Origin of the sequence: Nonomuraea sp. NPDC049646, from assembly GCF_044465525.1 — a bacterium.
GTDB lineage: Bacteria > Actinomycetota > Actinomycetes > Streptosporangiales > Streptosporangiaceae > Nonomuraea.
This window is the reverse complement of record NZ_JBITLU010000021.1, coordinates 181,098-202,417: the sequence shown is the minus strand read 5'-3', so window position 1 is coordinate 202,417 and position 21,320 is coordinate 181,098. Positions and strand designations below refer to the sequence as shown.

22 protein-coding genes are annotated in these 21,320 nt (G+C 73.6%); 15 read left to right on the top strand and 7 right to left on the bottom strand.

Annotated features, from left to right (window positions below):
* Positions 1–339 precede the first annotated feature (339 nt).
* Together ACIBQ8_RS43780 and ACIBQ8_RS43775 are read right to left on the bottom strand one after the other, a co-directional pair.
* A complete protein-coding gene (locus ACIBQ8_RS43780; protein WP_397174268.1) occupies positions 340–714 on the bottom strand; it encodes an STAS domain-containing protein in 375 nt (124 codons plus the stop codon).
* A gap of 375 nt (positions 715–1,089) precedes the next feature.
* A complete protein-coding gene (locus tag ACIBQ8_RS43775) occupies positions 1,090–2,049 on the bottom strand; it encodes a helix-turn-helix transcriptional regulator (protein ID WP_397174270.1) in 960 nt (319 codons plus the stop codon).
* Positions 2,050–2,190: 141 nt separating this feature from the next.
* Between ACIBQ8_RS43775 and ACIBQ8_RS43770 the strand changes: the two genes are divergently transcribed.
* Positions 2,191–3,384: an amidohydrolase gene (locus tag ACIBQ8_RS43770; RefSeq protein ID WP_397195092.1), complete on the top strand. Its 1,194-nt coding sequence runs from the start codon at positions 2,191–2,193 to the stop codon at positions 3,382–3,384.
* Positions 3,385–3,445: 61 nt separating this feature from the next.
* Here the strand turns inward: ACIBQ8_RS43770 and ACIBQ8_RS43765 are convergent, their stop codons facing one another.
* From ACIBQ8_RS43765 to ACIBQ8_RS43755, 3 genes are read right to left on the bottom strand one after another with little or no spacing between them, the layout of a single operon-like run.
* Positions 3,446–4,105, bottom strand: a complete 660-nt coding sequence (locus tag ACIBQ8_RS43765; protein ID WP_397195091.1) for a GntR family transcriptional regulator — start codon at positions 4,103–4,105, stop codon at positions 3,446–3,448.
* Between the two features lie 5 nt (positions 4,106–4,110).
* Complete coding sequence (locus tag ACIBQ8_RS43760; protein WP_397195090.1) at positions 4,111–5,109, bottom strand: LysR substrate-binding domain-containing protein; 999 nt, start codon at positions 5,107–5,109, stop codon at positions 4,111–4,113.
* Between the two features lie 31 nt (positions 5,110–5,140).
* On the bottom strand, positions 5,141–6,451 hold the full coding sequence (locus ACIBQ8_RS43755) for an MFS transporter (RefSeq protein ID WP_397174277.1): 1,311 nt from the start codon (positions 6,449–6,451) through the stop codon (positions 5,141–5,143).
* 173 nt (positions 6,452–6,624) lie between these two features.
* Here ACIBQ8_RS43755 and ACIBQ8_RS43750 point away from each other — a divergent pair, with 173 nt between their 5' ends.
* Genes ACIBQ8_RS43750 through ACIBQ8_RS43715 form a run of 8 tightly spaced genes read left to right on the top strand, consistent with a single transcriptional unit; the run spans position 6,625 to position 13,055 of the window.
* Positions 6,625–8,058 (top strand): 2-hydroxymuconic semialdehyde dehydrogenase, encoded by a 1,434-nt coding sequence (locus tag ACIBQ8_RS43750; RefSeq protein WP_397195089.1) that lies wholly within the window; start codon positions 6,625–6,627, stop codon positions 8,056–8,058.
* 8 nt (positions 8,059–8,066) lie between these two features.
* Entirely contained in the window at positions 8,067–8,864 is a 798-nt protein-coding gene (locus ACIBQ8_RS43745; protein ID WP_397174281.1) for a 2-keto-4-pentenoate hydratase, read from the top strand.
* Entirely contained in the window at positions 8,861–9,607 is a 747-nt protein-coding gene (locus ACIBQ8_RS43740) for a 2-keto-4-pentenoate hydratase (RefSeq protein ID WP_397195088.1), read from the top strand. The genes ACIBQ8_RS43745 and ACIBQ8_RS43740 overlap by 4 nt, the downstream gene beginning before the upstream one ends.
* A complete protein-coding gene (locus ACIBQ8_RS43735; protein ID WP_397174284.1) occupies positions 9,604–10,029 on the top strand; it encodes a RidA family protein in 426 nt (141 codons plus the stop codon). Before ACIBQ8_RS43740 ends, ACIBQ8_RS43735 begins: the two co-directional genes overlap by 4 nt.
* Positions 10,026–10,568, top strand: coding sequence for a 3-hydroxyanthranilate 3,4-dioxygenase (locus tag ACIBQ8_RS43730; protein ID WP_357981713.1), 543 nt, complete (start codon positions 10,026–10,028; stop codon positions 10,566–10,568). Before ACIBQ8_RS43735 ends, ACIBQ8_RS43730 begins: the two co-directional genes overlap by 4 nt.
* 2 nt (positions 10,569–10,570) lie before the next feature.
* The gene (locus tag ACIBQ8_RS43725; protein WP_397195093.1) at positions 10,571–11,548 is read left to right on the top strand and encodes an amidohydrolase family protein; all 978 of its coding nucleotides are present in this window, start codon (positions 10,571–10,573) and stop codon (positions 11,546–11,548) included.
* Positions 11,545–12,747 carry an alpha/beta fold hydrolase gene (locus ACIBQ8_RS43720; protein WP_397195087.1) on the top strand — a complete coding sequence of 401 codons (1,203 nt, stop codon included), beginning with the start codon at positions 11,545–11,547 and terminating at the stop codon, positions 12,745–12,747. The genes ACIBQ8_RS43725 and ACIBQ8_RS43720 overlap by 4 nt, the downstream gene beginning before the upstream one ends.
* Positions 12,748–12,773: 26 nt before the next feature.
* A complete protein-coding gene (locus ACIBQ8_RS43715) occupies positions 12,774–13,055 on the top strand; it encodes a hypothetical protein (RefSeq protein ID WP_397195086.1) in 282 nt (93 codons plus the stop codon).
* A 10-nt stretch (positions 13,056–13,065) separates the two neighbouring features.
* Here the strand turns inward: ACIBQ8_RS43715 and ACIBQ8_RS43710 are convergent, their stop codons facing one another.
* Complete coding sequence (locus ACIBQ8_RS43710; protein ID WP_352325099.1) at positions 13,066–13,509, bottom strand: Lrp/AsnC family transcriptional regulator; 444 nt, start codon at positions 13,507–13,509, stop codon at positions 13,066–13,068.
* Positions 13,510–13,681: 172 nt separating this feature from the next.
* On the opposite strand from ACIBQ8_RS43710, the gene ACIBQ8_RS43705 reads away from it, so the two are divergent.
* From ACIBQ8_RS43705 to ACIBQ8_RS43690, 4 genes are read left to right on the top strand one after another with little or no spacing between them, the layout of a single operon-like run.
* Positions 13,682–14,542 carry a tryptophan 2,3-dioxygenase gene (locus ACIBQ8_RS43705; RefSeq protein WP_397195085.1) on the top strand — a complete coding sequence of 287 codons (861 nt, stop codon included), beginning with the start codon at positions 13,682–13,684 and terminating at the stop codon, positions 14,540–14,542.
* Between the two features lie 14 nt (positions 14,543–14,556).
* Positions 14,557–15,822, top strand: a complete 1,266-nt coding sequence (gene kynU / locus ACIBQ8_RS43700; RefSeq protein ID WP_397195084.1) for a kynureninase — start codon at positions 14,557–14,559, stop codon at positions 15,820–15,822.
* Positions 15,819–17,156, top strand: a complete 1,338-nt coding sequence (locus tag ACIBQ8_RS43695) for an FAD-dependent oxidoreductase (protein WP_397174288.1) — start codon at positions 15,819–15,821, stop codon at positions 17,154–17,156. Before kynU ends, ACIBQ8_RS43695 begins: the two co-directional genes overlap by 4 nt.
* A 2-nt stretch (positions 17,157–17,158) precedes the next feature.
* Positions 17,159–17,845, top strand: a complete 687-nt coding sequence (locus ACIBQ8_RS43690; RefSeq protein WP_397195083.1) for an alpha/beta hydrolase family protein — start codon at positions 17,159–17,161, stop codon at positions 17,843–17,845.
* On the opposite strand, the gene ACIBQ8_RS43685 is transcribed toward ACIBQ8_RS43690, so the two are convergent.
* Complete coding sequence (locus ACIBQ8_RS43685) at positions 17,811–19,142, bottom strand: M14 family zinc carboxypeptidase (RefSeq protein WP_397195082.1); 1,332 nt, start codon at positions 19,140–19,142, stop codon at positions 17,811–17,813. The genes ACIBQ8_RS43690 and ACIBQ8_RS43685 overlap by 35 nt on opposite strands.
* 68 nt (positions 19,143–19,210) lie before the next feature.
* On the opposite strand from ACIBQ8_RS43685, the gene ACIBQ8_RS43680 reads away from it, so the two are divergent.
* Both ACIBQ8_RS43680 and ACIBQ8_RS43675 read left to right on the top strand, forming a co-directional pair.
* The gene (locus ACIBQ8_RS43680; protein WP_397174294.1) at positions 19,211–19,822 is read left to right on the top strand and encodes a TetR/AcrR family transcriptional regulator; all 612 of its coding nucleotides are present in this window, start codon (positions 19,211–19,213) and stop codon (positions 19,820–19,822) included.
* Positions 19,823–19,885: 63 nt separating this feature from the next.
* Positions 19,886–21,319 carry an MFS transporter gene (locus tag ACIBQ8_RS43675; protein WP_397195081.1) on the top strand — a complete coding sequence of 478 codons (1,434 nt, stop codon included), beginning with the start codon at positions 19,886–19,888 and terminating at the stop codon, positions 21,317–21,319.
* Position 21,320 lies beyond the last annotated feature (1 nt).

Sequence of the window (21,320 nt, the reverse complement as noted above, 5' to 3'; positions counted from 1 at the left end):
CGATCTCGCCCAGCAACCCGTCGGCGTCCTCGGGCAGACGGGTGCGGAAGTCGCCGTCCCGGACCGCCGTCAGCCCGCCGAGCAGCTGACGCAGCCGAAGCTCGCCGACCTCGGCGCCCCCGGACGCGGAACGGGAGCCACCGGTCATCGCTTCGCTCATGTCACCCTCGTGTCCTACGACGTTGTCAGGACTGTCCTGCTGGTGACCTCGCGGACGGCCCCAATCAGGAGGCCGTGATCGAGGTCATTGACGGAACAATCGTGTTTGTTGGTCATCCGGATTCTAGAGCCGGTACTCATGATCTTCAGCCCCGAACGCCGAGGTGCGGCGGCAGCCGCTCACGACGACTCGCGGAGACCGTCGGGACGCTGCGCGCCCATCGCGGCCACGGCGTCGCCCACGTCGGCGTGGACGCTCAGCGAGGACCACACGCCGGTGACCCGCAGGACGCGCGCGGGCAGCTCCTGCACGCCGGCCAGGCGCAGGACGCCTCCCTGTTCGAGCACCGCGGCGTTGAGCCGTAACAGCACGTGCAGGCCGCGGCTGTCCATGAAGCTCAGCCCGCCCAGGTCGAGCACCATGCCCGCCCCGGGCCGCAGGTGCCGCTCGGTGAAGGACTCCAGCCGCGGCGAGTTGGAGGCGTCGAGCTCGCCGAGCACGGTCACCAGCACGCCGCCGGGCAGGTCGCGGCAGCTCAGGCTCAGAGGGGTCACGCCGTCACCAGAGGCCGGGCAGCACGAAAGCCCGTCCGGCCGGAGGGCAGGGCGGACGGGTGCGACGGCGGACGAACGAGGTCAGGCATCACAGGCCGGCGGCGGGATCGGCTCGATCACGTGACCGACGCGCTCACCCGGAGGGCCCGGCCGCCCCGACCGGGCGGCCTCTCGATCGCCTGGCCTGCGGCTACGGCCTCGCCGTGGACGCGCCATGTCGCCGCTACGGCCGGAACTCAATCGCGATCATCTCCTCCGTGCCGCGGCGATCGGTGCTCGCCTCCAACCCTTGAGCCTTCGGCGGTGGCGGGTCAGCACACGGGACGAAGAATTCGGCTGACTCCTGTCCACAGAACGAAACGGGGCATCGGCGGATCAGTCGCGGCGGGGCCCGGCCGCGGAGCGGAGGGTGTCGCCGGGCGAGCAGCCGAAGGCGGCCCGGTAGAGCTGGGCGAAGCGCCCGGGGTGGAAGAAGCCCCAGCGGGCGGCGACGGCGGTCACCGTGGTGGCGGGAGAGCCGGCCTTCAGCTCGGCGTGGGCGCGGGCCAGCCGGGCCTGGCGGAGGTAGGCCAGCGGGGTGGTGCCGAGGTGCCGGCGGAAGGCGTACTGGAGGGCGCGGGCGCTGACCCGGGCGGCGGTGGCGATCTCGTCGATGCCGATGGGCAGGTCGGCGTGGTCGTCGATGAAGGCCGTCGCCCGGCGCAGCGCCTCGGGCCGGGCCGGGCCGGGGGCGGCGGCCTGGCCGGCGTTGGTGGGCAGGGCGGTGAGCACGCTCGCGGCCAGGAGTTGCCCGGCGGTGGAGACGACCAGCGGCTCGGCGGCCAGCTCGGGGGCGGCCAGGACGTCGTCGCGCAGGTAGTCGAGCGTGCGCCGCAGGTGGCGGCCGGCGGCGGCGGAGACCGGGCGGTGCCCCACCAGCCGGATCGGCTCGGCCCGGCGGCCGGGCAGCGTGCCGGCCACCTGCTGCAGCAGCGCGGGGTCGAACATGATGATGTCGTAGCGCGAGCGGCGGATCTCGCCGGTGTAGGGCAGGTCGTGCGGGGCGAACAGCACGGTGTCGCCGGGGCCGAAGAGCTCGTCGGGCCCGCCGGCGACCTGCTGGGCGATGGTGCCCGTCTCGACCGTGCACAGGCACACCTTGCCGAGCGGGTTGACGTCGAAGCTCATCGCGTATTCGAGATTGAGCCGGTCGATGCTCACCGAGCCCATGACCTGGCGGGAGATCTGGGTGCGGGGGTTCTTCACGTCGGAGCCGATGCGCATCTTGGCGTATGCCTTGCTGAGGAACTCCTCCGTCTGGCCGATGTCACGGCTGTCGAAGACCTCTGGGCCCATCGGACCACCTCTCTCCGGGCGATGGGGCCGCGCCTGTCGCGGCCCGTGCCGATTTTCCCAAACGGCTACGACAACGACTGGACGACGGCGTGACAGGGCCCTCCGCCAGGGACGATCCGTTTTTGGTATACCATTTTTCGGGTGACTTCCTGGACGATCTCCAACGTGCGCCCCTGGGGCGGCGCCCCCGTGGACCTGATTATCGACGGTACCCGGATCGCCGCCGTGCTCCCGGCCGGGACCGCCCCGCCCGCTGGCGAGCGCATCGACGGCCGCGGCCTGCTGGCCCTGCCCGGATTCGTCAACGCCCACGCCCACGTCGACAAGAGCTGGTGGGGCCGGCCCTGGGTGTCGTACGGCGGGGTGGCGACCACGCAGGGCCGCATCGAGCACGAGCGCGCCGAACGCGACAAGCACGGCATCCCGGGCGTCGACGGCACGGTGGCGGTGCTGCGCGAGTTCCTGCGGCACGGCACCACGGCCACCCGCACCCACGTCGACGTCGACCTCGGCGTCGGGCTGCGCGGCATCGAGGCCGTGCGCGAGGCCGTGGCACGGCTCGACGGGGCGATCGAGGTCGAGATCGTGGCCTTCCCGCAGGACGGCGTCGTCCGCCGGCCCGGCGTGCTCGACCTGCTCGACCAGGCCGCGCGGGCGGGCGCCACCAGCATCGGCGGCATCGACCCCGCCACCATCGACCGGGACCCGGTCGCCCAGCTCGACGGCCTGTTCGAGATCGCCGAGCGGCGCGGCGTCGGCCTGGACATCCACCTGCACGACGGCGGCGAGCTGGGCGCGTTCCAGTACGAGCTGATCATCGACCGCACGCTCAGGACCGGCCTGCAGGGCAAGGTCACCGTCTCCCACGGCTTCGCCCTCGGCGACCTGGCCCCCGAACGGCAGCGCGGTCTGCTCGACGACCTGGCCGCGGCGGGCATCTCCTGGACGACGGTCGCGCCGGTGCGCACCGCGCCCCTCCCGTGGCGGGGCATGGCCGAGCGCGGCATCGGCCTCGGCCTGGGCACCGACGGGATCAGGGACCTGTGGTCGCCGTTCGGCGACGGCGACCTGCTGCGCATCGCCCTCGGCTTCGCCCGGCTGTACGGCCTGCGCTCCGACGACGACCTCACCGCCGCCGTGGAGCTGGCCACGACCAAGGCGGCGCCGTTCGTGCACCGTGACCGGCACGACCTCGTCGCGGGCGCGCGGGCCGACGTCGTGCTCGTCGACGCCGAGAACGTGCCGGACGCGCTCGTGCGGGTGCCGCCGCGGGCACTCGTGGTCGCCGGCGGCCGGGTGGTCACCCGCGACGGTGAGGTGCTCCTGGACGCCTGACGCCCGCGCCGTGCTCCTGGACGCCTGACCGCGACGGCGGCCTTCTGGACGCCCGCGCGGGTCAGGGGCCCGTGGGCCGGCGGCGGTCGACGTGCTCGCCGATGAGCCGGCCGCTGGTCGCCACGTGCCGGGCGACCAGCTCGCCGACGCGGGCCACGTCGCGGGCGGCGATCGCCTCGTAGAGCTCGCGGTGCTCGTCGGCGACCACCTGGAGGTCGTCGTGCCGGCCGAGCAGCCAGCGCATCCGGCTGCGCAGCACCTGCCCCACCTCGACCAGCAGGTCGTTGCCCGCGATGGCGGTGGCCGTCTCGTGGAAGTCGGCGGCGGCCCGCCGGGCGCGGACCGCGTCGCCGGCGCGCGCCGCCCGCAGCTCCGCGTCGAGGTCGGCGCGCAGCCGCCGCAGGCCCTGCGCGTCGTGCCGCCGGGCGGCGAGCTGGAAGGTGACGGCCTCGAACGCCGAACGCACCTCCACCAGGTCGGCGACGTCGCGGGCGGTGAACTCGCGCACCACGGCCCAGGTGCGGGGCCGCAACGTCACCAGCCCCTCGGCGGCCAGGGTGGCCAGGGCGTCGCGCACCGGCACCCGGCTCACGCCGAGCTCGGTGGCCAGGTCGCGCTCGACGAGCTTGCTGCCCGGCGGGCGGACGCCGTCGAGGATGTCGTCGCGCAGCCGCCGGATGACGCGTACGGACTCGGGCTCGAACCCGGCTCCTGCCACCATGCCCTTCAGTCTCCCACCGGCGCCGCGCCGGACGGGCCTCCGGCGCCTCCCGTGTCCTCGGTGTCCCCGGCGTCCTGGCCGGTGTCGAGGCGTCGCGCCTGCTGCTGGAGGTGGGCGAGCATGACCTTGCCCGCGGGCGTCAGGGCGCGGGCCCCGGGCAGGGTGGCCCCCACCGAGCGGCGCACCGACGGCAGCGGCACCTGGAGTTCGAGGAGCTGGGGGTCGGTCCTGACGAAGAGCGCGGGCAGCGCGGCGATCATGTCCGTGCCGAGCAGCAGGGAGCGGATCGTCAGGATGGAGGTGCATTCGGTGCGGTCGGGCGGCAGCGGCAGCCCGTTGCGGTGGAACACCTGCTCCAGCTCCCGCCGCAGCGAGGTCTGCTCCAGCGGCAGGATCCACGGGTAGTCCAGCAGGCCGGCCAGCGCGCGGGCGTGCGCGGCCGGGTGCCCGGCGCGGGCGACCAGCAGCACGGGCTCGTTGTAGAGGGGGATCTGGCGCAGGTCCGGGCGGTCCTCGATCGGATTGAGCCGGCCCAGGATCAGGTCGAGGTCGCCGCCGGTGAGCTGGGGGACCAGCGAGTCGAACGTGCCCTCCTTGACGATCACGGTGATGCCCGGCCGCTCGGCCTTGAGCGCCGCGATCGAGCGGGGCAGCAGCACGTTCGTGGCGGCCAGCAGGGTGCCGACGGTGACCGTGCCGGCCGTGCCGTCGGCCAGGCCGGCGATGCGCTCGCCGGCGCGGCGCAGCTCGGCCTGCACGGCGCGGGCGTGGTCGATGAACGCCTCGCCGAAGAGGGTGGGGGTGACGCCGCGCGATCCGCGGGTGAACAGCTCCACCCCGAGGATCTGCTCCACCTCCCGCAGCCCCCGGGTCACGGCGGGCTGGGCCAGGTGGAGGTGCTCGGCGGCGCGCAGGACGCCGCCCTGCTCGGCGATGGTGGTCACGAGCACGAGATGCCGCAGCTTGAGCCGGCCGCTCAGCAGGTCCAGCGGACGAGATACCACGAAATCATCATATGACCAGGGAGAACCTGCCCTATTTCGCTATGTCGGCGGGAACCGGCTGGTCGCCCAGGCGTTCGGCGTCGTTGCGGGGGATCAGCAGGGCGGCGACCAGGCTGATGACCGTCACCACGGCCAGGTAGACGGTGATCGACACCGAGGTCCCGGTCGAGGCGAACAGCGAGGCGGCCACCAGCGGCGTGATCCCGCCGCCCAGCAGCGAGGCGAGCTGGTAGGCCACCGACGTGCCGGAGTACCGGATGGCGACCGGGAAGAAGCTGGCGGTCAGCGTGCCCTGCGGTGCGTGCGTCATGGCCAGGACCGCGCCCATCACCAGCATGAACAGCACGATGAGGGGCTTGTTGCCGGTGTTGACGACCGGCAGGATCGCCAGGGCGCCGGCCAGCAGCACCACCGAGCCCCAGGCGAAGACGGAACGCAGCCCGTGCCGGTCGCCGAGGTGGGCCCACAGCGGCGCGGTCACCAGCCACACGGCGGCGCCGCCGATCACGCAGCTCAGCAGGAACGTCCGCGACAGACCGGCCGCGGCCTCGCCGTAGCCGAGGATGTAGACCATGAAGATGTAGGCCAGCGCGCTGTTGCCGATGATCACGCCGATCGTGTGCACCACCTCGCGCCAGTGGTCGCGCAGCACCACCGCGATCGGCAGCTTGACCGGCTTGCGCCGCTCGACCAGGTCGGCGTAGTCGGGGCTCTCCTCGATGCGCAGCCGCAGGTACAGGCCGACCGCCACCAGCACGATGCTGAGCAGGAACGGCACCCGCCAGCCCCAGGCCATGAAGCTCTCCTCGCCCAGCAGCGAGGACGTGCCGAGGAAGACGGCGTTGGCGCACAACATGCCCGCCGGGGTGCCCATCATCGGGAACGCCCCGAACAGGCCGCGCCGGCCCTTCGGCGCGTGCTCCATAGTCAGGACCACCGCGCCGCCGAGCTCGCCGCCCAGGCCGATGCCCTGGGCGATGCGCATCACCACGAGCAGCACCGCCGCCCACACGCCCAGGCTGTCGTACGTCGGCAGCACGCCGATCAGCGTGGTGCCGATCCCCATGATGAGCAGCGAGACGACGAGCGTGTTGCGCCGCCCGATCCGGTCGCCGAAGTGGCCGAAGACGATGCCGCCGAGCGGGCGGGCGAGGAAGCCCACGGTCATGGTGCCGAAGGAGGCGATGGAGCCGGCGACCGGGTCCATGGCGGGGAAGAACTGCTTGTTGAAGACGAGGGCCGCGGCGGTGCCGTAGAGGAAGAAGTCGTACCACTCGATGGCGGTGCCGATGAAGGCGGCCCGCGAGACGCGGCGGGCGGCCAGGCGGCGATCTGTGTCCATCTCTCTGTGCCTTCCGAATGAGGGTACGGAAGAGGATGCACGCTGGTGGTATGCCAGAACGAATACCGATTCGGTCGGCAGGCATAGCAGAACCGACATATAACGAAATAAGGATAGTCAGGCGACATTTCGGTATTGGACTGTTATGTCGAGCCATAAGCAGAATGTCGACCATGAAGCCCGCGCACTACGTCAACGGCGTCTTCACGACGGCGGGGACGGACTTCCCCCTCATCTCGCCCGTCGACGGCCGCACCGTCGGAGCCGTCCCCGAGGCGTCCCGCGAGACCGTCGACGAGGCGGTCCGGGCCGCCCGCGCCGCCCTCGACGGCCCCTGGGGAGCCGCCTCCACCGAGGAGCGGTGCGCGTACCTGCGCCGGATCGCCGACGGGATCGAGGCCAGGTTCGAGGAGTTCGTCGAGGCCGAGGCCGCCGACACCGGCAAGCCGCGCGAGCTGGCCGCGACGGTGGACATCCCGCGCGCCGCCGGCAACTTCCGCGCCTACGCCGACCTGGCCTACGGCCGTCCCGAGCGGGCCTACTCCACCAGCGTCCCGGCCTGGAGCGGCAGCGGGGAGGCGCTCAACTACACCGTGCGCCGCCCGCTCGGCGTGGTCGCCGTCATCTCGCCGTGGAACCTGCCGCTGCTGCTGCTCACCTGGAAGGTCGCGCCCGCCCTGGCCGCGGGCAACGCCGTCGTCGCCAAGCCGTCGGAGGAGACCCCCTCCACCGCCACCCTGCTGGCCGAGGTGATCGACGCGGCGGGCCTGCCGGCCGGCGCGTTCAACCTGGTCCACGGCCACGGCGCGGGGGCGGCCGGCGAGCACCTGACCGCGCACCCCGGCGTGGACGCCATCGCCTTCACCGGCGCCTCGGCCACCGGCAGCGCCATCATGCGCAACGCCGCCGCGCACGTCACCCCGGTCTCCTTCGAGCTCGGCGGCAAGAACCCGGCCCTGGTCTTCGCCGACGCCGACCTGGAGGAGGCCGTCGAGGGCACGATCCGCTCCAGCTTCACCCACTCCGGCCAGATCTGCCTGTGCACCGAGCGCGTCTACGTCCAGCGCCCGATCTTCGAGGCGTTCACCCGGGCGCTGGCCGAGCGGGCCAGGGGCCTGCGCGGCTACGGGCCGATGATCTCGGCCGAGCACCGCGACAAGGTGCTGTCCTACTACCGCCTGGCCGTCGAGGAGGGCGCGACGGTGCTGGCCGGAGGAGGCGTGCCGGAGTTCGGCGACGCCCGCGACGGCGGCTTCCACGTCGAGCCGACCGTGATCACCGGCCTGCCGCCGCACGCCAGGACCGTCCGCGAGGAGGTCTTCGGCCCCATCTGCCACGTCGCCCCCTTCGACGACGAGGACGAGGCCGTCCGGCTGGCCAACGACAGCCCGTACGGCCTGGCCGCCACGGTGTGGACCACCGACCTGTCGCGCGCCCACCGCGTGGCGCCCCGGATCCAGGCCGGCATCGTCTGGGTCAACTGCTGGAACCTGCGCGACCTGCGCACCCCGTTCGGCGGCGTGAAGGCCTCCGGCATCGGGCGGGAGGGCGGCGAGTACTCGCTCGACTTCTTCTCCGAGCCGGTCAACGTGTGCGTCAAGATATGAGGACAGAAGTGACAGACAACCATCGCGCCGCCGCCGCGCGGCTGCTGGAGGCGTACGCGTCCGGCCGCCCGTGCGAGCCGGTCCGCGACCTGGTCGACGGCCTGGAGGCGGCCTACGCGGTGCAGAGCCTGCTCACCGAGCACTGGCTCGGCGAGGGCAGGCGGATCACCGGCCGCAAGGTCGGGCTGACCAGCAAGGCCGTGCAGCGGCAGCTCGGCGTCGGCTCGCCCGACTTCGGCGTGCTGTTCGCCGACATGGCGGTGCCCGACGGCGAGGAGATCCCGGCCGGCGCGGTGCTCCAGCCGCGCGCCGAGGCCGAGGTCGCGCTCGTGCTCGACCGCGACCTGCCGCACGAGCGCCACACGGTCGCCGACGTGATCGCCGCGACGGCGTTCGCGCTGCCCGCGATCGAGGTCGTCGGCAGCCGCATCCGCGACTGGGACATCACCCTGGCCGACACCGTCGCCGACAACGCCTCCTCCGGCCTGTACGTCCTCGGCAACCGCCCGGTGCCGCTGCGCGACGTGGACCTGCGGCTGGCCGGGATGGTCATCGAACGGCGCGGCGAGCAGGTCTCGACCGGCGTCGGCGCGGCCTGCCTGGGCCACCCGCTGCACGCCGCGGTCTGGCTGGCCGACACGCTGGCCGCGCTCGGCCGCCCGCTTCAGGCCGGCGACACCGTGCTGACCGGGGCGCTCGGCCCGGTCGTCCCGGTGGGTCCGGGCGACGTGCTGGAGGCCCGCATCGACGGGCTGGGCGACGTCCGCGCCGCCTTCGCCGCCGACGACGAGAAGGAGGAGCGGTGAACGCGCTCGCCGAACGCCTGGACGAGGCCACCCTGACCGGCCGCGCCATCCCCCGCCTGACGGACACGGCCGACCTCGACGTGCCCGCCGCGTACGAGGTGCAGCGCGCCCTGATCGAACGGCGGCTGGCCCGCGGCGAGCGGCTGATCGGCGTCAAGATGGGCTTCACCAGCCGCGCCAAGATGGCCCAGATGGGCGTGGACGACGTCATCTGGGGCCTGCTCACCGACGCCATGCTGGTGGAGTCCCGGCTCGACACCGCCGGGCTGATCCACCCGCGGATCGAGCCGGAGATCGCGTTCCTGCTCGACCGCCCGGTGCGCGGCACGGCCGACGTGGCCTCGGCCGTCAGCGGCGTCGCGGTCGGTTACGAGGTGCTCGACTCCCGCTACGAGGGCTTCAGCTTCACCCTGCCCGACGTCATCGCCGACAACGCCTCGGCCAGCGGCTTCGGCGTCGGCCCCTGGCGCCGCCCGCAGGACGCCGGCGACCTCGGCAACCTCGGCCTGGTCATGGAGATCGACGGCCGCCAGGTCGCCGGCGGCTCGTCGGCGGCCATCCTCGGCCACCCGCTGCGCGCGCTGACCGCGGCCGCCCGGCTGACCAGGGCGGCCGGGATCGAGATGGAGGCCGGCTGGATCGTCCTGGCCGGCGCGGCCACGGCGGCGGTGCCGCTGCCCGCCGGGGCGCACGTACGCGTCGGCGCCGCCGGGCTCGGACACGTGGAGGTGACCACCCGATGAGCGACGCGCTGCTGGTCGAGGGCAAGGCCCGGCCCCGCGGCCGGTTCCCGCACGTCAAGCGGGCCGGCGACTTCGTGTTCGTGTCGGGCACCAGCTCGCGCCGCCCCGACGGCTCCTTCGCCGGGGCGAGCGCCGACGAGCTGGGCACCACCAGCCTGGACATCCGCGAGCAGACCAGGGCGGTGATCGACAACATCGCCGACCTGCTCGCCGCCGCCGGAGGCGGCCTGGACGACGTGGTGAACGTGACCGCGTACCTGGTCAGCATGAACGACTTCGGCGGCTACAACGAGGTCTACGGCGAGTACTTCGACGAGAGCGGCCCCGCCCGCACCACGGTCGCCGTCCACCAGCTCCCGCACCCGCACCTGCTGATCGAGATCTCCTGCATCGCCCTCGTCCCGCAAAGGAGCCAGGCATGATCCCCCCCTTCAACCTGAACAAGTGGATCGACGAGCACCAGGACCTGCTCAAGCCGCCAGTCGGCAACGCGCAGATCTGGAAGGACGCCGACCTCATGGTGACGATCGTGGGCGGGCCCAACCAGCGCACCGACTTCCACGACGACCCGATCGAGGAGTTCTTCTACCAGCTCAGGGGCGGCATGGTGCTGCGGGTCATGGAGGAGGAGGGCAAGCCGCCGGTGGACGTGCAGATCGGGGAGGGCGACGTCTTCCTGCTGCCGCCGCACGTGCGGCACTCGCCGCAGCGGCCGGTGCCCGGCTCGATCGGCCTGGTCGTGGAGTTCGCCCGCCCGCAGGGCGCGCTGGACGCCTTCGAGTGGTACTGCGTCAACTGCCACCGCCTGGTCCACCGCGCCGAGGTGCAGCTCCAGTCGATCGTCGACGACCTGCCGCCGGTCTTCCGCGCCTTCCACGAGGGCGACCGCACCTGCCCCCACTGCGGCGCCGAGCACCCCGGCAAGGACTGGCCGGACCACCTGCGGCCGGTGGTCCGGTGACCATGATCGACGTGCACGCGCACGTCTTCCCGCGGATCTCCCGCGAGGAGGCCAGGACGCTCGCCGGGGCCGGTGAGCCGTGGCTGCGCGACGGCATGATGATGAGCGGCGAGGACGACTACCGCCCGGTCACGCCGGAGCTGTGGGACCCCGGTGCCCGGGTGGCCGCCATGGACCGCACCGGCGTGGCCGTGCAGGCGGTCTCCTCGACCCCGCTGCTGTTCGGCTACGCGGCCGACCCGGCCCGCGCCGCCGAGTGGTGCGCCATGGTCAACGACCGCGTGCTCGACCACTGCGCGCAGGCCCCCGACCGGCTGCTGCCGCTGTGCCAGGTGCCGTTGCAGGACGCCGCCCTGGCGGCCCGGACCGTCAGCGAGGCCAAGGCCGCCGGTCACCGCGGCGTGCACATCGGCAACCACGTCGGCCCGCGCAACCTGGACGACCCCGACATCGTCGCCTTCCTCGCGCACTGCGCCGAGCTGGACATGCCGGTGCTCGTCCACCCCTGGGACATGCTCGGCGCCGACCGCATGCGCGGCCACATGATGCCGTGGCTGGTCGGCATGGCGGCCGAGACCCACCTCGGCATCCTGTCGCTGATGTTGTCCGGGGCGTTCGAGCGGCTGCCGGGCTCGCTGCGGCTGTGCTTCTGCCACGGCGGCGGCAGCTTCGCCTACCTGCTGGGCCGGGCCGACAACGCCTGGCACCAGCGCGACATCGTCCGCGAGCACTCGCCGAGGCCGCCGTCGGCCTACACCGACCGCTTCTACGTGGACTCGGCGGTGTTCGACCCGCGCGCGCTGCGGCTGCTGGTCGAGGTGATGGGGGCCGAGCGCGTCATGCTCGGCACCGACTTCCCGTTCCCGCTGGGGGAGCAGGAGCCGGGCGCGGTCGTGCGCGCCTGCGCCGAGCTGGACGAGGAGGGCCGCGCCGCCGTCCTGGGCGGCAACGCCGCCGCCTTCCTGGGGCTCGGGGGATGACGGTCGCCGAGACGCCGCTCGGGGCGTTGCGCGGCGTCCGGCTCGACGGTGTGCGCGCGTTCAAGGGGGTGCGCTACGCCGCGCCCGCCCGCCGCCTGGCCGCGCCGGAGCCCGCGCGCCCCTGGCGGGGCGTCGCCGACGCCCGCACCCCCGGCGCGCCCGCCCCGCAGCGGCCCGGCCGCATGGCCTGGGTGCCGGGCCTGGAGATCGACCCGGCCACGTCGGCCGAGGACTGCCTGTTCCTCAACGTCTGGACGCCCTCCGCCGAGGGACGCCGCCCCGTGCTGGTGTTCCTGCACGGCGGCGCGTTCGTCTTCGGCTCCGGGGCCCAGGCGATGTACGACGGCACCGCGCTGGCCCGCGACCACGGCCTGGTCGTGGTGACCGTGAACTACCGGCTCGGCCTGCCGGGCTTCTGGCACGGCGACGGCGTGCCGGCCAATCTGGCGCTGCGCGACCAGATCGCCGCCCTGGAGTGGGTGCGCGCCAACATCGCGGCCTTCGGCGGCGACCCGGCGAACGTCACCCTGGCCGGGCACTCGGCGGGCGGCACCTGCGTGCTGGCCCTGATGACGTGCGCGCCCGGCCTGTTCGCCAGGGCGGCGGCGATGAGCCCCGTCCCGTACGGGTTCCGCACGCCCGCCGAGGCCGCCGCCTGGACCTCGGCGGCACGTTCGGCGCTCGGCGGCGACCCGTACGCCGTGCCTCTGGCCGGGCTCATGGCCGCCGAGGAGGCCGCCGTACGCGCCTGCGCCCCGGCCGCTGGGCTGCTGCCCGCCGCGCCCGTCGTGGACGGCGACCTGCTGGCCGTCCACCCGGTGGAGGCCGTCAGGACGGGCGCCGCCGCGCGCGTCCCGCTGCTGGTGACGACGACGGCCGAGGAGACCCGCCTGTTCACCGCGATCGGCCAGGACGGCCTGGACACCGGCGACCTCTTCGCCGGGCCCGCCCAGGAGCTCGCCGACGCCCATCACGGCCCCGCCTGGCACCACGTCTGCGGGCACCGCTCGCCGATGAGCCACGGCGGCATCGCCCTGGGCGCCTGCCACCTGGCAGACGTGCCCCTCTACCTCGGCACCCACGGAACCCCGCTGACCGGCACGGGCCCCCAGGTGGACGCCCTGGCCCACACGATGACCACCGCCTTCGCCCGCTTCTGCCACGACGGCACGATCCCGTGGCCCGCCTCGTCGTCGTAGGTACGCTCAATGACGGAGGTTCCGAAATGCCCGCTCCGCGCGTCTACATCCTCTGGCACGTCCACCATGTCGCACGGGACGAGCACGGGCACGTCGTCCATTTCCGCGACGGGGACTTCTCGGCCCAGGAGGACCAGGGGGACGACGTCAAGCTGCTGGGCGTCTACTCCAGCGAGGAACGGGCCCGGCGGCGCGTAGCGGAGGCGCGGGCGCTGCCCGGCTTCCGGGACGAGCCCGACTGCTTCTGGTACGGCGAGGTCGAGCTCGACGCGGACGCGTGGACCGACGGCTTCGTGGACGGGGCCTGACGTGACGGGATCACGGGCCGTCGGGGGTGGTGAGGGGATGGCCGGGGAGCGGGGTGGACAGGATCATGGTGCTGGACGGCGGCCCGTAGACCGCCAGGCGGTCGATCAGGTCCTCGAAGGCGACCATGGAGACCGCCACGATCCGCAGGATGCTGCACACGTCGCCGGTGACCCGGTGGATCTCGCGGACCTCCGGCCAGCCGGCCACCTCGGGGTCGCGCAGCACGCAGCGGGTGCCGTAGCAGGACATGCGGATGAAGGCCGAGACCGGCCAGCCGGCCCGCACCGGGTCCACCGTCGCGTGGTAGCCGGTGATCACCCCCGACTCCTCCAGCTTGCGGACGCGGTCGGCCACGGCGGGCGCGGACAGGTGGATCCGGCGCGACAACTCCTTGAGGGAGAGCCGGGCGTTGTCCTGGAGCTCGCGCAGCAACTCCCAGTCGGTCTCGTCCACGATCTCGCCTTCCGTTCGTAAGCCCCAAATCACGATTTATACCGAAAGATAAGCCTATATGGCGATATAGCCTTACATATGGCATTCCTTCTCCTTCATTCCGACGCCATCATGGGGACAGCAAGGCTAAGAGAAGGGCAAGCGCGTGGACGCGACGCGACAGTTATCGGCAGTGCGGCCGACCACGGCGGAGGAACGCGCCGCAAGAGCCAGGGCGACGGGCGGAGCCCCCACCCTGGACTTCGAGACCCGCACCCCCTACGACGCCTACGTCCGCACCGACGTGCTGCACGAGCTGCAGCACCCGATGAGCGACGACGCGGGCGAGATGTCGTTCCTGATGATCACTCAGGTGATGGAGCTGTACTTCAAGCTCATCGCCTTCGAGCTGCGCAACGCGCAGGAGCAGCTGCGGGCCGACGACGTGTGGGCCGCGCTGGACCCGCTCCGCCGTACCGCGCTGCACCTGGAGGGCCTGAACGCGAGCTGGCGCGGCCTACGCTGGATGACCCCCGCCGACTTCAACCGCTTCCGGGACGAGCTCGGCGAGGCCAGCGGCCTGCAGTCGGCGATGTACCGGCACGTGGAGTTCCTGCTGGGGCTGAAGAACCCCGCCCTGCTGCGCCCGTTCAGACGCCAGGACCGCACCCACCGCGACCTGCTCACCACCCTGGAGTCGCCGAGCCTGTGGGACGACGCCATCGCCCTGCTGGCCAGGCTCGGCCACGACCTGCCCCGCGAGCTGCTGGAACGCGATTTCGCCGTCGAGCACGAGCCGCACCCGGCCGTCGAGCGGGCCTGGGTCGAGGTGTACCGCGACACCGGCCCCGGCAACGCGCCGCGGCTGCTCGGCGAGGCGCTGACCGACGTGGCCGAGCAGTTCGGCGACTGGCGCTACCAGCATGTGACGGCGGTCCGCCGGTCGATGGGCGCCAAGCCCGGCAGCGGCGGCTCCAACGGCCTGGCCTGGCTGGAACGGAGCATGGCGCGGGTGGTCTTCCCCGAGCTGTGGTCCGCCCGGACCCACATGTGAAGGACGGACGACACGTGACCGACGACTGGAAGCCCGCCGAGCAGGACGCCCTCCGCCGCGACCGCGACGACCCGGGCCACCGCGAGCTCTTCCTGATCCCGCCCGCCGACGGCGGCGGCCACCCCGAGTGCGCCTACTTCGCCGGCAACTCCCTGGGCCTCCAGCCCCGGGCGACCGCGGCGGAACTGGCCGAGGACCTGGAGGCATGGGCCCGGCTCGGGGTGGAGGGACATCTGGAGGGGGCCCGGCCGTGGCTGCCCTACCACGAGCGGCTCACCGGCCCGGCCGCCCGGCTGGTCGGCGCGCTGCCGGAGGAGACCGTGGTGATGAACTCGCTGACGGTCAACCTGCACCTGCTGATGGTCTCGTTCTACCGGCCGCAAGGCAGGCGGACCCGGATCCTCATCGAGGACACCGCCTTCCCCAGCGACAGCTACGCCGTGCGCAGCCAGGCCCGCCTGCACGGCCTCGACCCGGACGAGACGGTGGTCCGGCTGCGCGACGGCCGGGAGGTGCTGGACTTCCTGGACCGCGAGGGCGACACTGTCGCGCTGGTCCTGCTGGGCGGCGTCAACTACCTGACCGGCGAGCTCATGGACATCCCGGCGATCACGGCGGCCGGCCGGGCGAGCGGCGCGGCCGTCGGCTGGGACCTGGCGCACGCCGCCGGGAACGTGCCGCTGGAGCTGCACGCGTGGGGGCCGGACTTCGCCGCCTGGTGCTCCTACAAGTACCTCAACTCCGGGCCCGGCGCCCTCGGCGGCGTGTTCGTCCACCAGCGGCACCTGGGCGACCCGGCGTTGCAGCGGCTGGAGGGCTGGTGGAGCACCGAGCAGGCGACCCGGTTCGAGATGGCGCCGGTCTCCCGGCCGCCGGCCAGCGCCGACGCCTGGCAGGTCTCCAACCCGCCGATCTACGCGATGGGCCCGGTGCGCACCTCGCTCGGCGTCTTCGACCGGATCGGCATGACCGCCCTGCGGGCCCGCAGCGTACGGCTCACCGCGTACCTGGAGAGCCTGCTCGACCGGGTCACCCCCACCAGGCCGCTCACGGTGATCACGCCGCGCGACCCCGCCCGCCGGGGCTGCCAGCTCTCCCTGCGCGTGGGGCGCGGCGGCGCGGCCGAGCTGACCCGGCGGCTGCGCCAGGAGCACGGGGTGATCGCCGACGCCCGCGAGCCGGACGTCGTCCGCCTGGCGCCGACGCCCCTGTACTCGACCTACCACGACTGCTGGCGCGCCGCCGTCGCGCTGGCCGAGTGCGTCGAGGAGGACCGATGAACGTCACCGTGGTCGGCGCCGGCCTGACCGGCTGCCTGCTCGCCTGCTACCTGGCCCGGCGCGGCCTCGACGTGACCGTCTACGAACGGCGGCCCGACCCGCGCGCCGGGCTCGCCGAGCGCGGCCGGTCGATCAACCTGGCCATCTCCGAACGCGGGCTGGACGCGCTGCGCCGGATCGGCCTGGAGGAGAAGGTCATGGCCGGCGCGCTGCCGATGCGCGGCCGGATGATCCACCCGGTGGACGGGCCGCTGAACTTCCAGCCGTACAGCCACGACGGGGTGCGCTCGATCAACTCCATCAGCCGCGGCGCGCTCAACGACACGCTGCTGGACGCCGCGGAGTCCGCACCCGGCGTGAAGATCTTCTTCGGGCACCGGCTGACCGGCCTGGACCCGGCGACCGGCGCGATGGAGTTCGACACCGCGGCCGGCCCGGTGCGCGCGACGGCCGGCGTGGTGCTCGGCGCCGACGGGGCCGGCTCGGCCGTACGGGCCGAGCTGGTGGCCCACCGGGGCGTCCGGGAGAGCCTGGACTTCCTCGGCCACGGCTACAAGGAGCTGACGATCCCGCCCGTGGCCGGCGAGTTCGCCTTCGACCCCGGCGCCCTGCACATCTGGCCGCGCGGCACCTCGATGATGATCGCGCTGCCCAACCCCGACCGCTCCTTCACCTGCACGATGTTCTGGCCGAGCGAGGGCACGTCGAGCTTCGCCTCGCTGAGCGACCCTGCCGCGATCGAACGCCACTTCCGCACCCACTACCCGGACGTGCCCCCCCTCGCGCCCGGTCTGGTGCGGGAGTACCTGGAGAACCCGGTCGGCCGGCTCGGCACCGTCCGCTGCGCGCCGTGGCAGACGGACGGCCGGGTCGGCCTGATCGGTGACGCGGCGCACGCCATCGTGCCCTTCTACGGCCAGGGCGCCAACTGCGGTTTCGAGGACGTGACCGTGCTCGACCGATGCCTGACGGAGACCGGCGGCGACTGGTCCCGCGCGCTGCCGCTGTTCGAGCTGCGGCGCAGGGACGACACCGACGCGATCGCCGAGATGGCGCTGGCCAACTTCGTCGAGATGCGCGACAAGGTCGCCTCCCCGGTGCACCGGCTGACCAAGAGCGTGGAGCACCGGCTGGAACGCGCGCTGCCCGGCCGCTACGTGTCGCGGTACGAGCTGGTGTCCTTCTCCACGGTGCCGTACGCGCAGGTCAGGCGGCGGGTACGGCGGCAGCACCTGCTGCTGGCCGGGGCCGCCGCCGGGCTCGGCGCCGCGCTGCTGGCGGCGGGCGCGGCCGGGCTCGCCCGGCTCGGCTCCCGCCGGTCCGGCCGGAGGTGAGGGTGGAGAACCGTGCCGTCCTGACCCGCCCGGCGCCCGGCCCGCTCCGCGCCCTGCGGTACGGGGCCGACGCCGACCAGGTGATCGACCTCTGGCCGGCCGAGGGACCCGTGGTGGCACTGGTCCACGGCGGCTTCTGGCGCCCGGAGTACGACCGGACGCACCTGCGGCCCATGGCCAACGCGCTGCACCGGGCGGGGTGCAGCGTGGCCGCCGTCGAGTACCGCCGCAGGCCGGGGGATCCGGCGGCGGCGGTCGCGGACCTGCGGGCCGCGATCGGCCTGCTGCGTCCCTCGGTGGTCGTCGGCCACTCGGCCGGCGGTCATCTCGCCATGTGCGCCGCGCCGGACGGCACCGCCGTCCTCGCCCTGGCCCCGGTCGCCGACCTGCGGCTGGCCGCGCGGCTGGACCTCGACGACGGCGCGGTGGCCGACTTCCTCGGCGGATCGCCGGACGACCATCCCGGCCTGGACCCGGCCCGGCTGCCGGACCGGACGGGCCCGCTGGTGATCGTGCACGGCACGGCGGACGAGCGGGTCCCCGTCCAGGTCTCGGAGTCCTACCTGGCGGCCCACCCGGGGACGTCGCTGGTGCGCGTCCCGGGGGCGGGCCACTTCGTGCTCATCGACCCGGAGAGCCGTACCTGGCCGCTGGTCAGGCGTGAGCTGACCGCCCTCCTGCCCGCCTGACGGCGTCGGCCGCGAGCAGCGCCGCGCCGAGCTGGACCGCGACCAGCGAGCGCAGCGGGATCGGCGTGCCCTGCGCGTCGGCCCCGGCCTCGGTGAACCACTCCTCGAAGCGCGCGCCGAGCCGGGCGCGCTCGGCCCGGACGGCGGGCGTCGCGTTGCCCGCGGCCAGCTCGGCGTCCAGCATGCGCAGGTAGGTGCCGCAGTACCGCAGCCGCATGGAGTGCACGAGCTGCCGGCCGCCGACCACCTCGGCCACCGTGGCCGGGCGGTCGGTGCCGGGCAGGTCCTCCCACTCGCCGATGAACTCGTCGTGGCCGGCGACGAAGTCCTCCAGCGCCCGGCGGAAGGGCGAGCGCACGGTCAGGTCGCCCTTGGCGCGGGCCAGGGAGGCGGCCAGCTCGCCGATCAGCTCGCGCTGCCCGGCCAGGCAGTCGCGGATCGTCTCGTGGTACTTCTGCCCGGTCGGGGTCTGGTCGGCGACGCGGGGGTCGGCCCAGTAGGGCAGCTCGGTGACCAGGTGCAGGGCGCCGAAGCGGTCGGCGTAGTCGACGCTGCCGCCGCCGATGCCGTACGTCGCGCCGATGTCGGCGCCGCGCGGGGTCAGGTAGGCCGCCGGCGCGATCTGGACGGCGCCCGGCAGCTCCGGCGGCCCCATGTGCAGGGGCAGGCCCTCGGCCGTGGCGACGGCGGTCAGGCGGGCGGCGAGCGCGGGGTCGTTCCGGCTGAGGTAGTAGAAGGCGCCCTGGAGCTCGCCGTTGTGCAGGGAGTAGACCAGGGCGGGCCGGACCTCGTCCATCAGCCGCATCAGCGCCTCGGTCTCCGGCAGCGTGCGGTCGAAGAAGTAGTCCTCGCCGGTCAGCGGGAAGGTCCATTCGACCTGGTCGGCCTCGGCCGGGCGGTAGAAGTGCTCGGCGTAGGCGCGGCGGTCGCTCGGCCGGGCGTACCAGCCCTCGTTGAGCCGGGCGCCGTCGGGGTCGACGCAGGGGATGAGGTGCCAGCGGAAGCCGAAGTCCTCCCGCAGCCCGGCGTCCTCGACGAGCTGCCGCAGCAGCGTGCTGACGGTGAGGGCGCCGATGGGCTCGTTGGGGTGGGGACCGCCGATGATCACGGCGTCATGGGGGCCCGCGCCGATGGTGGCCACGCGCAGCGGCTCGCCGAGGCGGGAGGTGCCGATGCGGCGCAGGCGCACCAGGCCGGGGTGGGCGGCGGCGAGGTCGTCGAGCTCGGCGTGCATCTCGTCAACCGTCGGGAACGCGGTGAAGTCGGGCACGCGGCTCAGGTGGGGGGCGACGTCCATTTCGGGCCTCCTGATAATCTGGATTATTCTAGTAAATCAGATTATCTTTACGGCATGCAGGAGATGTCATGCGGCTGAACAGAGCGGAAAGCAAGGCCGCCAACAGGCGCGCGCTGATCGAGGCCGCCCGCGAGATCGTCGGCAGGGACGGCTCGAAGGCCAAGCTGGAGGACATCACCGAGCTGGCCGGCCTGACCACGGGCGCGGTCTACTCCCTGTTCGGCGGCAAGAACGGGCTGATGGCAGCCATGGTCGACGACTACGTCGGCCCCCTCGACCTGCGCACGCCCGAGGCCGGGGGGTACGGCCCGCGGCTGGCGGAGGTCGTGGCCGAGATCGCCCGCCGCTTCCTGCGCATGTCGGCCGACCCGCAGGCGGCCGGCCGGCTGTTGTTCGAGACCCGCGTGCTCGACCTCGTGCTCAACGACCCCGACCTGCGCCGCAGGCTCACCGCCTCGATCAGGTCGACCGAGATCGAGCTCGCCGCGCTGTTCACCGGCCGCGAGCACGGCGGCGCCGCCGTCACCGCTGACCAGGCGCTGCGCCTGGCCCGCGCGCTGAAGGCCCTGCTGTCCGGGCTCGGCCAGAACGTCGTGCTCGGCGCCTGCGAGGCCGACGAGGAGTACTTCGTCGAGACCGCCCTGGCGCTGATCACGCCGAAGGTGCTCGGACCGGCCTAGATCACGGCCGGGGTTCGGGGGGACCTCACGGCCGCACGTCACCCCACCCCGAAAGGCAGAACCATGTCCAGATCCGGCTTCGGCGTCATCGGCGCGCCGGTGTTGTTCATCGGCGTCCTCCAGACCATGGAGATGACGCTCTCGCCCGCGCTCCCGCTCGTCCAGCAGGACCTGGGGGCCTCGCCCGGCGCGCTCGCGTGGATCTTCACCGGCTCGCTGATCAGCTCGGCCATCAGCACCCCCATCGTCGGCCGCCTGGCCGACATGTACGACAAGCGGCGCGTGCTGCTCGCGCTGATGGCGATCAGCGGCGCCGGGGTCCTGCTCGCCGCCCTGGCGCCGAACATCACCCTGCTGATCACCGGCATGGCGGTCGAGGGCGTCTGGCTGGGCGTGCTGCCCCTGACCGTGGGGCTGTTCCGCGACACCCTCACCCCCGAGCGCGCCGCCACCGGCAACGGCCTGGTCGTCGGCGTCGCCGCGCTGGCCAGCGCGCTCGGCCTCATCCTGGCCGGGCCGATCAGCTCGGCCTTCGGCTACCGGTCGCTGTTCCTGCTGGCCGTGGCCGGCGTGGCGGCGGCCGCCCTGCTGGCCTGGTTCACCGTGCCGTCCACCCCGCGCGCGGCCGGCGGCCGCGTCGACTGGGCGGGCGGGCTGCTGCTCGGCGGCGGCGTGGCCCTGGTCATGCTGGGCCTGACCGCCGTCCCCAGCTGGGGCTGGACGGCCCCGGCCACGCTCGCGCTGTTCGCCGCCGCCGTGCTGACGCTGGGCCCGTGGGCGGTCGTCGAGCTGCGCGTCGCCGACCCGCTCGTGGACCTGCGGCTGCTGGCCGGACGCACCCCGGCCGGGGTGACCGCCATGGGGGTGCTGCTCGGCTTCGCCTCCTTCGGCCTCGTCGTCGCCCTGCCGATGATGCTGGCCGCCCCCGCCGGCACCGGGTACGGCCAGGGCGCCGACACCCTGTGGATCGGCATCTACATGTTCCCCATGGGCGTCGCGGGCACCGTGATCGCGCCGCTGGTCGGGCCGATGACCAGGCTGCTCGGCCGGCGCGCGGTGCTGCTGCTGGGCAGCGTGCTCGTCTGCGGCGGGACCGGCGGGCTGGCCCTGTGGCACGCCGCCGCCTGGCAGATCATGGTCGCGGTGACGGTCATCGGGCTGGGCGCCTCCATCGGCCTCACCGCCGGGCTCAACGCCGTGGCCGCCGACGTGCCCGGCGAGCGCGCGGCCGGGGTCAGCGGCGTGGTGTTCGTCGCCAAGAGCATCGGCGGCACGTTCGGGGCGCAGTTCGGGGCCATGGTGCTGGCCTCCGGGGCCGTCGCCGGGGTGCCCGCCGAGCAGGGCTTCGTCGAGACGTACCTGCTGTCGGCGGCGCTGGGGCTGCTGGCCGTCGCCGCCGCCTTCGTGATCCCCGCCACTGTGCGGAAGGCGCAAGGAGGGCAGGCGGTTTCTGTCCTGGCGACGAAGCCGTCCGTCCGTCCCGGTGAAAGCCTGTGAC